This is a genomic window from Nocardia sp. NPDC060259 (assembly GCF_042728775.1).
Taxonomy (GTDB): Bacteria; Actinomycetota; Actinomycetes; order Mycobacteriales; family Mycobacteriaceae; genus Nocardia.
This window is the reverse complement of record NZ_JBHXAY010000052.1, coordinates 11,605-24,371: the sequence shown is the minus strand read 5'-3', so window position 1 is coordinate 24,371 and position 12,767 is coordinate 11,605. Positions and strand designations below refer to the sequence as shown.

The 12,767-nt window shown below is 69.4% G+C and carries 11 protein-coding genes; 5 read left to right on the top strand and 6 right to left on the bottom strand.

Going from position 1 to position 12,767, the window contains the following annotated elements; genetic code table 11:
* Positions 1 to 74: 74 nt before the first annotated feature.
* Positions 75 to 1,490, bottom strand: coding sequence for an amino acid permease (locus ACFWF2_RS19620; RefSeq protein WP_379308857.1), 1,416 nt, complete (start codon positions 1,488 to 1,490; stop codon positions 75 to 77).
* Between the two features lie 145 nt (positions 1,491 to 1,635).
* Here ACFWF2_RS19620 and ACFWF2_RS19615 point away from each other — a divergent pair, with 145 nt between their 5' ends.
* Positions 1,636 to 2,628: an LLM class flavin-dependent oxidoreductase gene (locus ACFWF2_RS19615; protein ID WP_379308856.1), complete on the top strand. Its 993-nt coding sequence runs from the start codon at positions 1,636 to 1,638 to the stop codon at positions 2,626 to 2,628.
* A 6-nt stretch (positions 2,629 to 2,634) separates the two neighbouring features.
* On the opposite strand, the gene ACFWF2_RS19610 is transcribed toward ACFWF2_RS19615, so the two are convergent.
* Positions 2,635 to 3,462, bottom strand: coding sequence for an NADPH-dependent oxidoreductase (locus ACFWF2_RS19610; protein WP_379308855.1), 828 nt, complete (start codon positions 3,460 to 3,462; stop codon positions 2,635 to 2,637).
* Between the two features lie 122 nt (positions 3,463 to 3,584).
* Here ACFWF2_RS19610 and ACFWF2_RS19605 point away from each other — a divergent pair, with 122 nt between their 5' ends.
* Positions 3,585 to 4,190: a pyridoxamine 5'-phosphate oxidase family protein gene (locus tag ACFWF2_RS19605; RefSeq protein ID WP_379308854.1), complete on the top strand. Its 606-nt coding sequence runs from the start codon at positions 3,585 to 3,587 to the stop codon at positions 4,188 to 4,190.
* Between the two features lie 9 nt (positions 4,191 to 4,199).
* Positions 4,200 to 4,946 (top strand): M50 family metallopeptidase, encoded by a 747-nt coding sequence (locus tag ACFWF2_RS19600; protein WP_379308853.1) that lies wholly within the window; start codon positions 4,200 to 4,202, stop codon positions 4,944 to 4,946.
* On the opposite strand, the gene ACFWF2_RS19595 is transcribed toward ACFWF2_RS19600, so the two are convergent.
* Together ACFWF2_RS19595 and ACFWF2_RS19590 are read right to left on the bottom strand one after the other, a co-directional pair.
* Positions 4,937 to 5,419 (bottom strand): gluconokinase, encoded by a 483-nt coding sequence (locus ACFWF2_RS19595; RefSeq protein ID WP_379308884.1) that lies wholly within the window; start codon positions 5,417 to 5,419, stop codon positions 4,937 to 4,939. The genes ACFWF2_RS19600 and ACFWF2_RS19595 overlap by 10 nt on opposite strands.
* A 120-nt stretch (positions 5,420 to 5,539) precedes the next feature.
* Positions 5,540 to 7,579: a CocE/NonD family hydrolase gene (locus ACFWF2_RS19590; RefSeq protein ID WP_379308852.1), complete on the bottom strand. Its 2,040-nt coding sequence runs from the start codon at positions 7,577 to 7,579 to the stop codon at positions 5,540 to 5,542.
* A gap of 257 nt (positions 7,580 to 7,836) precedes the next feature.
* Here ACFWF2_RS19590 and ACFWF2_RS19585 point away from each other — a divergent pair, with 257 nt between their 5' ends.
* Positions 7,837 to 8,637, top strand: coding sequence for a VOC family protein (locus ACFWF2_RS19585; protein ID WP_379308851.1), 801 nt, complete (start codon positions 7,837 to 7,839; stop codon positions 8,635 to 8,637).
* Between the two features lie 45 nt (positions 8,638 to 8,682).
* On the opposite strand, the gene ACFWF2_RS19580 is transcribed toward ACFWF2_RS19585, so the two are convergent.
* Complete coding sequence (locus ACFWF2_RS19580) at positions 8,683 to 10,110, bottom strand: O-antigen ligase family protein (RefSeq protein ID WP_379308850.1); 1,428 nt, start codon at positions 10,108 to 10,110, stop codon at positions 8,683 to 8,685.
* Between the two features lie 218 nt (positions 10,111 to 10,328).
* On the opposite strand from ACFWF2_RS19580, the gene ACFWF2_RS19575 reads away from it, so the two are divergent.
* Entirely contained in the window at positions 10,329 to 10,691 is a 363-nt protein-coding gene (locus ACFWF2_RS19575; RefSeq protein WP_379308849.1) for a cupin domain-containing protein, read from the top strand.
* A 3-nt stretch (positions 10,692 to 10,694) separates the two neighbouring features.
* Here ACFWF2_RS19575 and ACFWF2_RS19570 read toward each other — a convergent pair whose 3' ends face one another.
* On the bottom strand, positions 10,695 to 12,644 hold the full coding sequence (locus ACFWF2_RS19570; protein ID WP_379308883.1) for an alkyl/aryl-sulfatase: 1,950 nt from the start codon (positions 12,642 to 12,644) through the stop codon (positions 10,695 to 10,697).
* Positions 12,645 to 12,767 lie beyond the last annotated feature (123 nt).

Here is a 12,767-nt window from a genome sequence, read left to right as displayed (position 1 = left end):
TTCGACGATACCGGTGAGGTATGACAGAAAACGCTTGTCTGCCAGCGGCTTTCCAGCAAACGGGAGTGTGGCGGCTACCCGGTGTGGGCGAGTCCGCGGCGGCCGAAAGCGTAGTAGCCCGCGCACACCAGCGCCGCCCACACCGCACCGACGACCAGCGCGGTGCGGCCACCGTCGGTCCACAGCAGCAGCACGACGACCAGGCCGAGGAAACCCAGTGCGGCCCAGTTCGTCACGGGCGCGCCGGGCAGCCGGTAGTCGCTGGCGGGCAGCTCGCCGGCCTGTACTTTGGCGCGATACTTCAGGTGGCACACCAGGATCACGCCCCAGACGACGATGATGCCCACGGTGCTGACCGAGGTGATGTAGGTGAAGGCCTTGTCCGGCGAGATCACGTTCACCACGACACCGATCACCATCGCGCCCGCCGAGGCGCAGATGCCGGTGAACGGCACCGACTGCTTGCTCAGCGCCGCGAACCCGGCGGGCGCCTCGTCGCGCAGCGCCAGACTGCGCAGCATCCGCCCGGTGGAGTAGATGCCCGAGTTGCACGACGACAGCGCCGCGGTGAGCAGCACGAAGTTGATGATGCCCGCGGCGGCGGGGATGCCGATCTGCTCGAACACCTCGACGAACGGGCTGCGGCCTGCGTGGAAGCTGCGCCAGCTCGCCACCGACATGATGACCACGAGCGCGCCGACATAGAACAGGCCGATGCGGAACGGCAGGGTGTTGATCGCCTTGCGCAGGGTGGCCTTCGGATCGCGGGCCTCCCCCGCCGTCACGCCGACCAGCTCCACACCGACGTAGGCGAACACGACGATCTGCAGCACCAGCAGGGTCTGGCCGAAACCGTGCGGGAACACGCCGCCGTCGGCCCACAGGTTGGTCACCGTCGGATCGGCGGCGTGGCCGAAGCCGAATACGAGCACGCCGATGCCGATCATGATCATCGCCAGGATGGCGGTCACCTTGATGGCGGAGAACCAGAACTCGCCCTCACCGAAGATCCGCACCGAGATCAGGTTCGCGGCGAACAGCACCGCCAGCACCACCAGCGCGGTCACCCACTGCGGGATGTCGAACCAGTACTGCACGTACTTGCCCGCGACGGTGATCTCGGCCATGCAGGTGGAGACCCACACCGCCCAGTACGACCAGCCGGTCGCGAAACCGGCGAAGCGGCCGAGGAATTCGTGCGCGTACTCGGCGAAGCTGCCCGACACGGGCCGGTAGGTCAGCAGCTCACCGAGCGCCCGCATGATGACGAAGATGGCCAGGCCCGCGGCCAGGTAGGCCAGGATCAGCGACGGTCCCGCCTGCTCGATCGCGGCGCCCGCGCCGTAGAACAGGCCGGTGCCGATCGCGCCGCCGATGGCGATCATCTGGATGGTGCGCGGGCTCAGGCCGCGCGAGTACCCCTCCGATTCGGCTGTCGGGGCCGGCGCCGATACGGCTTCGGTGGATAGGCCGGTGCCGTCAGCTGACATGGATCGTGTCCTTCCGTCGCGTCGATCAGTGCTGCACGCTACCGTCCGGCAATCGTGGTCAGGGTCACCACCTCCGGCAGGCGGAAATACCCGCACCTCGGCGCTGGTTGGCCCTCACGGGGGTTGTTCACTGTCGAGGAGGCTCATGAGCGCGGTCACGCTGTCGGTTCTGGATCTGGCGCCGGTGCAAGCCGACGCGACCGCGGGCGACGCGCTGCACGCGACGACGCGGCTGGCCCAGCACGCCGAGGAGCTGGGCTTTCGCCGGTTCTGGGTCGCCGAGCACCACAACATGCCCGGCATCGCGAGCGCGGCGCCCGCGGTGGTGCTGGCGCATCTGGCGGCCTCGACCTCGCGGATCCGGGTCGGGTCGGGCGGGGTGATGCTGCCGAATCATCCGCCGCTGGTGGTCGCCGAGCAGTTCGGCACGCTGGAGTCGCTGCATCCGGGGCGGATCGATCTGGGCATCGGGCGTGCGCCCGGCACCGATCCGGTGACCGCGCGGGCGCTGCGGCGCAACGCCGAGGGCCTCAACGGTGATTCGTTCCCCCGCGAGCTGACCGCGCTGATCGGGTTCTTCCGTGGCGCCGATCCCGACGGCATCGTGGCCAGTCCAGGCCGTGACGCCGAACCGCAGGTGTGGCTGCTCGGCTCGAGCGGCTACAGCGCCCAGGTGGCCGCGGTGCTCGGGCTGCCGTTCGCGTTCGCCCACCACATCGCCCCGGACAACACCGCCGCCGCGCTCGCGCTCTACCGCGACAACTTCCGGCCGTCGGAGACGCTGAGCGCGCCGTACACGATCGTGGCCGCCTCGGCGATCTGCGCCGACACCGACGCCGAGGCCGACCGGCTCGCCGCGCCGCGCGACCTCGCCTTCGCACAGCTGCGGGCCGGTCGGCCGCAGGCGCTGGCGACGCCGGAACAGGCCGCCGCCTTCCCCGGCAGCGACGCCGAACGACGCTTCGCCGCGCAGCGCAAGGCCGGTCAGTTGCAGGGTTCGCCGGACACCGTGCGCGCGCAGGCCGCCGAGCTGCTCGCCGCCGCCGCGCCCGACGAGCTCATGCTCAACACGCTGGTCTACGACATCGACGCCCGCATCCGCTCGCTCGAGCTGACCCGCGCCGCGATCGACGGCTGAGCCCGCTCAGCGCAGCCGGAATCCCCTGGCCGCCAAGGACTCCCGCAACCGGTCGCGCCCGTTGAGCGAGGCCTTCGACGCCAGCCTGGCCAGGACCCGTTCGGTCCAGGAGAACGGCAGCCCCTGCTCGGAGTAGATCTCGCCGATCCGCTCCTCGTAGGCGGCGACGGGCTCGCGCTGACCAGGAAGATCGTAGGTTTCCTGGTGCAGCACGGCCGCCTGCGGCAGTCGCGGCTTCACCCGCGTGCCCTCCGCCGGGTCGGGATGTCCGACGACGAGGCCGAAGACCGCGAAGACGTGCTCGGGCAGGTGGAGTTCGGCGGCCACCCGTTCCGGGTTGTTGCGCAGCGCGCCGATATAGACGGTGCCGAGCCCGAGGGATTCGGCGGCAATCACCGCGTTCTGTGCCGCCAGGGCCGCGTCGACGAAACCGACATAGCTGGATTCGAGATAGTCGGCGCCGTCGAGCGGGGCGCCGTGATCGTCGGCGAGTTGGCGCAGCCGGGCGAAATCGGCCGTCCACACCAGCAGCACCGGCGCCTGCACGATGTGCTGCTGGCCGCCCGCCACCTCGGCCAGCCGGGCCTTGCGCGCCGGATCGCGGACCTCGATCACGCTCCACACCTGCAGATTCGACGAGGACGCCGCGGACTGCGCGGCCGATACCAGCAGCCGGATCGTCTCCGGCGAGACCGGATCGGGCAGGTAGCGGCGCACCGACTTGTGGTCGTGCAGCACCTGCAACACCGGATTCCACTGCGCGGGGACCTCGGTCGACGGGTCGGCGTAGCGCTGCTGGACGGGGTGGACGGGGCTGGGTGCGGTCTGCGTCATACCGTCATCGTCGGACACCGCCCGGTCCGCGTCTGCGGTAACCCTCAGCATGAACCGAACACCGGCTGATCGATACAGTAGGAGTGGCGAGCCCGCCGACTGGCGGGACGAGGGAGTGCGCAATGGGCAAGGTGTTCGACCGGATCGACGACAAGTTGCGGACCTTCATCGCCGAACAGCCGATGTTCTTCGTCGGCACCGCGCCGTCGGAAGGCGGCCACGTCAACGTCTCTCCGAAGGGGTATCGCGACACCTTCGCCGTGATCGACGACCATACGGTCGCCTACCTCGACCTGTTCGGCAGCGGCTCGGAGACGATCGCGCACCTGCGCGACAACGGCCGGATCACCGTGATGTTCTGCTCGTTCACCCGGACCGCCCGCATCCTGCGCCTGTTCGGCACCGGCCGCGTCGTCCGTCCCGACTCGGCCGAATTCGCCACGCTGCGTGAGCATTTCGGCACCGGGCACACCGGCATCCGCGCGGTCGTCGCGGTCTCGGTTGACCGCGTCGCCGATTCGTGCGGCTGGTCGGTCCCCTACCTCGAGCTCGTCGAGGAACGCTCGATCCTCGACCAGGCGCACACGCGCCGCACCGACGCGGACTTCGCCCGCCGCATCGCGGGCGACAACTCCGTCAGCATCGACGGCCTGCCCGCCCTGGAACCCGATCATCCGCTGCCGTCCCAGGTCTCGCGCGAGCGCACGCCCGGCGCCGTGGACAGCTAAAGTGCGGCGGTGAACACCGGATCCGCCAGCTCGCTGCTCGACCACCTCCTCGCCACCCAACCCGCGCCCGAATGGTGGCTGGTGCTCGTCACCGCCGCGGTGGCACTCGTGCTGGTCGGCTACCGGCCGCTGTGGCGGCTCACCCGGGCGGCGGTGACCGTGGTCCACGAGGGCGGACACGCGCTGGTGGCCCTGCTCACCGGGCGCAGGCTGCACGCGATCACCCTGCACACCGACACCTCGGGGCTCACCGTGTCCAGCGGTAAGCCCACCGGTCTCGGCATGATTCTGACCGCGGCCGCCGGCTATCCGGCACCGGCGGCGCTGGGGCTCGGGTACGCGGCGCTGCTCGGAACCGGCCGGGTGACGCTGATGCTGTGGGCGACGCTGCTCATGCTGGCCGCGGTGCTGGTCAAGGTCCGCAATATCTACGGCCTGCTCACCGTCGCCGTGCTCGGCGCCCTGGTGTTCGGCGTGTCCTGGTTCGGCACCGATCTCCTGCAGGCGGGTTTCGCGTATCTGGCGGCGTGGTTCCTGCTGGCCGCCGCGGTCCGGCCGGTGATCGAACTGCAGCGCAGCCGCCGCAGGCAGCCGGGGCGCACCGATTCCGATGCCGATCAGCTGGCCCGGCTGACCCATCTGCCCGCGCTGCTGTGGGTGCTGTTGTTCACCGCGCTGTGCCTGGCGGCGTTGGTCGTCGGCGGCGGGCTGCTGCTGGCGCCGGTCGAGCAGCTGCATCCGCTGCTTCAGCGGTGAGTGGCCCGCCAGGCGTCGATCGCCTCGGTCACCAGCACGGTCGGCGGCGCGAGCGCGTTGAGGGTCACGCCCGCCTCGTCGGGTTCCAGCGGTTCCAGCGTCTCCAGCTGGGAGTCGAGCAGGATCGTCGGCATGAAATGGCCGAGCCTGCCGGTCATCCGGCGCAGCAGCTCTGCCCTGGTGCCGGCCAGATGCACGAAGTACGCGTTCGGCGCGCCCTGGCGCAGCCGGTCACGGTAGGAGCGCCGCAGCGCCGAGCACGCGGCGACGCCGCCGGACTCCTGGTGCTCGCCGAGCCAGGTGGCGACCGTGTCCAGCCACGGCCACCGGTCCTCGTCGGTGAGCGGGATGCCTGCCGCCATCTTCTCGATGTTCTCGATCGGATGGAAGTCGTCGCCTTCGGCATAGGGCACGTCGAGCCGCGCGGCCGTCAGCGCGCCGACGGTCGTCTTGCCGCACCCGGAGACGCCCATCACCACGATGACGGGTTGCACCACATCGACCTCCTCGTCCGAACCACAGGTCTCCAGGCTCACATACCGCGCGGGCGGTGAGTCCGGGAAACGCCGAATCGGGCCTGGATCCGATGCCGGTCAGGGAATCGGGCGGTCGGTGGGCAGGTTGACGAAGCTCGGGTCGGCCGGGTCGAGACGAAGATGCTGGGGTTCGAGTCCGGTCGCGTTCAGCATCGGCCGGAACGGCAGCGCCTTGGGCGCGTTGCCCGCGAAGACATCGATGCGCAGCCGGTGTCCCGGCGCCAGCACCGCCTGGGTCGGGATGATGGCGACATCGATCGCGGTCGGCGTGCCGGGCACCACGGGCAGCAGGTGGTCGAGGGTGAGCGGGTTGAACGGGGCCGTGAGGTCGCCGTTGACCGAGCGCGCGCTGCGCCGTTCGTCGATGGCCCGCATGGACGTCGTCAGCTGACCGGTGGTCAGCACAGTCGAGGTGCCGTCGGGCGCGACATCGTTGACGGTGACGTTCCAGAAACCGTCGGTGGAATCGTGCACGGTGTTGAGCCGCACATTGATCGGGCCCGAGATCACCGTCTGCTCGGTCAGCGGTGCACTGGTGAAGGTGAGCGCGTTGCGCTCGGCGATCCGGGAATCCTTCGCGCAGGTGTCCAGCGCCGCCGCCATCCCGGCCGACCCCTGCGCCGCGTCCCGCGAACACATGTTGCTCAGACCTGGTGCCACGGTGAGATTTTCGGAGCCTGCGGGCCCGGCGGCGCTGAGCGAGCCGTCGTGCAGGCTGTCCTCGGTGCTGCCACTCGGCGCGGCGGACAGGTAGACGCGACGATGCGTGACGCCGGGCATCGGGAACTCCGGCAGCGTGATCCAGCTGCCGCCCTGCTGCTTCACGGTGACCGGGCCGAAGTCGTCGACGCCACTGTCGATGTCCTTGAGCCACTTGTCGAACCATGCGCGCTGCAGCACGTCCAACCGCGGCGGCGCGCCCGGAACACCGGTTCCCGCACCGGGATTGGCGTGATAGGTGTCGCCGACGACGAGCTGCTTGTGCCCCGCGGGCAGGGGGATCTGCTCGTAGAGTTTGGTCGCGCTGTTGGCGAAGATGTCGTGCCAGCCGCCGTAGACGAAGGTCGGCACTGTCACCTTTTCCGGATGCCCCATGATCGCCTCGCGGAAGGCCGAGGTGTCGTCGAGCGCGCCGTCGAGCGCGGGCGGCATGTTCGACAGCGACGGGGTGAGCAGTGCTTGGGCGAGCAGGTCGAAGTTGGTCGTCGGGTCGGCGAGCCGGTCGCGGAACCAGGTCCAGTCGAACGTGCCGTCGGCCATCGAGGCGACATCGGGGACGAACTTGAGCTGGTTCACCGAGTTCAGCCACATCGGCAGGAAGGTGGTGCCGACACCGCCGCCTGGCGCGACCACATCCCGCATCAGGTCGCTCCCCGGCTCCACCGGGAAGATCGCCTGCAGTGCGGCGGGCGCGTCCTCCGCGGCGCGCAACTGGTTGATGCCGGAGTAGGAGCCGCCGCTCATGCCGATGCGCCCGTTCGACCACGGCTGCTGCGCCGCCCACTCGATCACCTCGCGGGTGTCGAGCTGCTCGCGGGCGCCGAGGGTGTTCCATTTGCCCTGGGACAGACCGGTTCCGCGCACATCGGCGACGACGACGGTGTACCCACCGCCGATGAGTTTGCGGTCGACGCCGAGCATCGTCTGGATCATGCCGCCGTCGAGCGCCTGCATCAGATCGCCGAAACCGCTGATCGGGGTGGCCGACAGGTTCAGCCTGCGCACGATGTCGACGGCGGTGGCCTGCAGGCCGGGGATCGCCGCGGCCTGTTCGATCAGGCCGGTCATGAGTTTCGAGTACGGCGTGAGACTGACGATCGTCGGCAGCGGCTTCTGCTCGATCACCCCCGCCGCGTCGGCGGGCCGGTAGACGTCGGCCTTCAGGACGACTCCGTCGCTCATGGTGATCTCGACGCCGCGCTCCACCCGGACCTCCGGGTAGGCGCCCGGCCCGTCGTGTAGTGCCGTCCAGCGCGCGGCGGGCGCGTCGGCGGGTTGTCCCGCCGCCGGTCCGCCACCACATCCGAGCACGACTATCAGCGCGAGGATCGTCACCAGCATCCGGACGAGCCCGCGTTCGGAACCTCTTACCGCCATAGTGTCGCTCCCGACCGGTTCGTTTCCCGTTGACCTAGCCACCGCACGATCGGCGCGGAAACTGTAACAGCGGAAACGACCCGAATCGCCGAGCCTCGGCCAGCTCGGACTGTCGCAGTGAACACGCATTGTTCCAGTTCAGCGGGCTGCAGGGTTGCGTGTGGACGCTCGCGGGTGTCGGTGGCTGGTGGTTGACTGGGCACATGCCGGCGCGGTTCCGGCCGGCTTCCATCCATCGCCGAGGAGGACGTTCGACAATGCCGACACGTGACGAAGCTTGGCCGCAGGGCACGCCCTGCTGGATCGACTGTCAGGTCGACGATCCCACCGCCGCCCGTGACTTCTACAGTGCCCTGTTCGGCTGGGACATCCAGGACGGACCGGCCGACGCGGGCGGCTACCTGATGGCCATGCTCGACGGCAAGCCCGCCGCGGGCATCGGCCCGAAACCCGAGGGCATGCCGATGCCCTCGGCGTGGACCACCTACTTCGCGGCCGAGCGCGCCGACGAGATCGCCGAAAAGGTCGCCAAGGCAGGCGGACAGGTGTTCATGCCGCCCTTCGACGTCCTCGATGTGGGCCGCATGTTCATCGGCTCCGATCCCACCGGCGGCGTGTTCGGTGTCTGGGAAGCCAAGGCGCACAACGGCGCCGAGATCTACAACCAGCACGGCGCCTACTGCTGGAACGAGCTGCACACCTCCGGCTACGACCAGGCGCACGACTTCTACAACACCGTATTCGGCTGGCACTACACCGAGATCGGTGACGGCGAGAGCTTCACCTACTCCACGTTCGCGCTCCCCGGCCAGACCGACGGCGTCGGCGGCATGATGGACGCGTCCGCGCTCGGCACCCCGACCTACTGGCTCACCTGGATCCAGGTCGACGATGCCGACGGCACCCTGGCCAAGGCCACCGACCTGGGCGCCTCGGTGATCATGGGCCCCGACGACAGCCCCTTCGGCCGGATGGGCATTCTGCAGGCGCCGCAGGGCGAGGTCTTCGGTGTCATCGATCCGGCGAAGGCCGTGGGCGAGGTGCCCACCGGGGCCTGACGACGAACTCAGGGCCGGGGCACCCGCCGGGTGGCGGTGTCCCGGTCACCACGTGTCCCGCGGCGCAGGCCGACGGGCGCCGAGCGGCCTGCCGTCGGTGACCAGGTGCGGTGGCCAGGCGCGTGCCTTCGGCATCGACCCGGTGATGTCGCGTGGCAAAGGCATGGTCTCGTCGAAGAGCGACACCGCGCGCCACGGCTGCGCGTCGATTGCCGGCTGGGTGTGCCTGCGGCGGCTCTCGTCGGTGACGAGCACGGCCGCGACCGCCGCCGCGGCGAACGCGATGCGCTGGGTGTTCGCCGGATGGTCGGCCAGGCTCACCGCCAGAAAGCCGCACAGTCCGGCGGCCGACGCGGGCGCCGTCATGGATCCGGCCGCGCTCGCCGTCACGGCGATCCAGGTCCCGATGACGGTGACCGCGAGCATCGCCAGCAGCCCGCCCGCCCCGGCCTCCACGGCGTAGTTCAGCCACAGATTGTGGGCGTGCTGGAATTCTTCGGGGCTGTCGACCGCCTCGTCGAGCCAGGCGCCCGCGCGGGCAGGCCCGACGCCCTGCGGCCGGTCGGCGGCCACCCGGATCGCGGCCAGCCACACGTCGGCCCGGACACCGACCGACCCACGGGTCACGACCGCGAACAGCAGCAGCCCGACGACCAGCGCGGCGCCGAGCGGAATAATCCACGGCACCCATCGTTCGGTGGTCGCGTGCCTGCCGGGCCGCAGCCGTCGCAGGAAGACGTACACGGCCAGGCCCGCCAGTGCCGCGATCACCCCGCCGCGCGATCCGGTGAGCAGCACCGCCAGGTAGCCGAGGACGACCAGCCCGCCCGCGACCAGCCGCGAACGCATGTCGGCCAGGGACGCGGCGCCCGCGGCGGCCACCGGCAACAGCAGCACCAGGTAGGCGGCGAGCAGATTCGGGTTGGCGAAGGTGCCTATCGCGCGAATCATCGTGTCGGCGCCGCAGATATCGTTCGAGCCGTCGATCGCTCCCCGGCAGAATCCGGTCGGGGTTTCCTGCACGACCTGTTGGAGCGCGACGATACTCGCGATGGTGGTGCAGGCCAGCGCGAGCAACGCGATCGCGGGCCAGGAATCGGGCACCACCCGCCGCACCCCGACCGCCAGGTAGTAGACCGCTACCAGGGTCAGCAGGCCGCGCCACGACGACCACGGCTGTCCCGCAAGATAATTGGCGACGGCAGAGGAAGCGACGAGAACCGCGATCGGGACGTCGAAAGCCGTCTGCCACCGGGATTCGCCGGTCAGTACCACCGCCAGCAGCCCGACCACGGTGACCAGTCTGGTCGGCGTCACGATCCAGGTGATCGGCTCGTCGGGCAGGATGTCGGCGACACATTCGAGGGCGACCGCGGCCAGACAGAGCAGGGCCGTGGCTCGGGCCGCGACCACGTGCACTGCCGCGCGCGGCGGGGGCTCCGCTTCGCCGACCCCGGCGCCGGGATAACTCACCCGTCAGGTGTCCCGCACAGGAATTGCCGGAGTACCACGGGCGGGCGTTGCTCCGGTGACGGTTGGTGCCGTCTCAGCTGAACCGACGTTTCCCTTGCGAATGGTCTCCCATCGGCGAACCATTAGCTGTGCGGTGGCTGCCGTCGCGGGCCGAGCGCGCTGACGCGCCCCTGGTGGACCGCGACATGTCGGCCCCTCCAGACGACCAGGAGAACGTCATGTCCGCCATGATCCGCAAGAATTTCGATTCCCCAGAGGAGACCCGGCCCTTCGAGCAGGACAAAGGCAGGCTCGATCTGGTCAATGTCGACAGTGGCCCGGTGGGCCGAGCGGTGTTCGAACCCGGCTGGCGCTGGTCCGAGCACGTCAAGCCGATCGCCCAGACCGACAGCTGCCAGGCGCCGCACATGGGCTACGTCCTGTCCGGGAAACTGATGGTGGTCATGGACGACGGCGAACAGCAGGAATTCGGCACCGGCGATTTCATGGTGGTGCCGCCCGGCCACGACGCCTGGGTGGTCGGCGACGAAGCCTGCGTGATGCTCGACTGGCAGGGTGTCGCCGACTACGCCAAGCGATAGCGTTTACGGCGTCACGATCGCGAAGTTCGGGTCCGGCTTGTCGATCAGGCCGGGCAGTTCGGCGAGCACGGTGGCGTCACCGTCGATCTTGATCTCACCACTCAGGACGGCCTTCTTCAGGTCTCCCCCACCGACCATGCCCCGGATCAGTGCCGGCCGGGTGAGAATGACGGTCGCGTCCGCGGCGGGGAGCTGGTCGCCGGGGAACCGGTCGTAGTGCACCAGCACACCGTTGCGCAGCTCGACGCGGTGAATCCGATCACCCTCGTCGCTGATCCGCCAGTCGGTGGTCATCCGGACCTCCCAGGCCTTCGGTCCGTCGATGCGCAGCGACATCGCGTCGAACACCTGGTCCACGCTCAAGGCCGCGGCCAGCGAGGCCGAGTTCGCGGCGGTCGGGGTGCCGAAGGAACCGTGCCGCAGCTCGTGGGCGCCGCTGAGGTAGAAATTGCGCCAGGTGGCATTCTCCGAACCATAGGCCAGCTGTTCGAAAGCACTGGCCTGCAAGGCTTTCGCGGTGTCGTTGGCCGGGTCGGCGAAGATGACGTAGTTGACCAGTTGCACCACCCAGCGGAAGTCGGCGGCATCGTAGGCGCGCTGCGCGTGCTGGAGCACCGCGGCGGCGCCACCCATCGCCTCGACGTGGCGGCGGGCGTTGTCCACCGGCGGATGCTCCCACAGATGTGCCGGATTGCCGTCGAACCAGCCCATGTACCGCTGATAGACGGCCTTCACATTGTGGCTGACCGAACCGTAGTAGCCGTGGGTGGACCATGACGCCGTGAGCGCGGGCGGCATCGTGATCATCTCGGCGATCTCCGTGCCGACGAAGCCCTGGTTCAGCAGCCGCAGCGTCTGATCGTTGAGATAGGCGTACATGTCGCGCTGGAGCGAGAGAAATTCGACGATCCGGTCGGTGCCCCAGATCGGCCAGTGATGGGAGGAGAACACCAGATCCGCCCGGCGGCCGTAGTGATTGATCGAGTCGGTGAGGTACTTCGCCCACACGTGCGGATCGCGAACCAGCGCACCGCGCAGGGTCACGATGTTGTGCATGGTGTGCGTCGCGTTCTCGGCCATGCAGAGGATGCGGCGGTCGGGGAAGTAGAAGTTCATCTCCGACGGCGCTTCGGTGCCCGGGGTCAGCTGGAAGACCATCCGCACGCCGTCGACGATCTCCTCCTGATCGGTGCGGGTGACGTCGAGGGTGGGCGGAACGAGACTGATCGTTCCGGTCGACGTGGTCTGTCCGAGACCGGCGCCCACCTGCCCCTTCGGGCCGCGTGGCAAGGCGGCGCCGTACATGTAGGCGGCGCGGCGCGCCATCGCGGTGCCGGTATAGACGTTCTCGGCGACGGCGTGCTCGAGGAACCCCGACGGCGCGATCACCGGGCACCGGCCTGCGGCGACGTCTTGCGGCGCGACGACCCCGTAGCTGCCGCCGAAGTGATCGACGTGGGAGTGTGAGTAGATCAGGCCGGTGACCGGCCGATCGCCGCGATGCTCGCGGTAGAGGGCGAGGCCAGCGGCCGCGGTCTCGGCGGAGACGAGCGGGTCGATGACGATCACGCCGGTGTCGCCTTCGATCAGTGTCATGTTCGATATGTCGAGGCCACGGATCTGGTAGAAGCCCGGCGCGATCTCGTAGAGGCCCTGCTTCACGGTGAGCTGGGCCTGGCGCCACAGGCTCGGATTCACCGACTGCGGACAGGATCCGGCGAGAAAGTCGTAGGAGTCGGTGTCCCACACCACTTTTCCCGACGGGTCGGTGACCGTGCCCGGTTCGAGGGAAGCGATCCAGCCGCGGTCGGCGTCGGCGAAATCCGCGGTGTCGCCGAAAGGCAAGGTGTCGGCCAGGGCACGGTTGGCGTCCGCGATCGCCTTGGTTGGATCGGTCTGTGTCTTCGACGGCGTGATCCCGGCCGCTTCGTCACCGCAGCCGCTGACGGTCATGCCGACAGCCAGTGCCGCGGCCGCCCCGGCTCCGACGCCGAGCACGCCGCGCCGCGACACCGAGAATCGGTCCGCGTTCGTTCCGTCCACCACTACAACCTCACTCAGGCGATGACTTCCCCG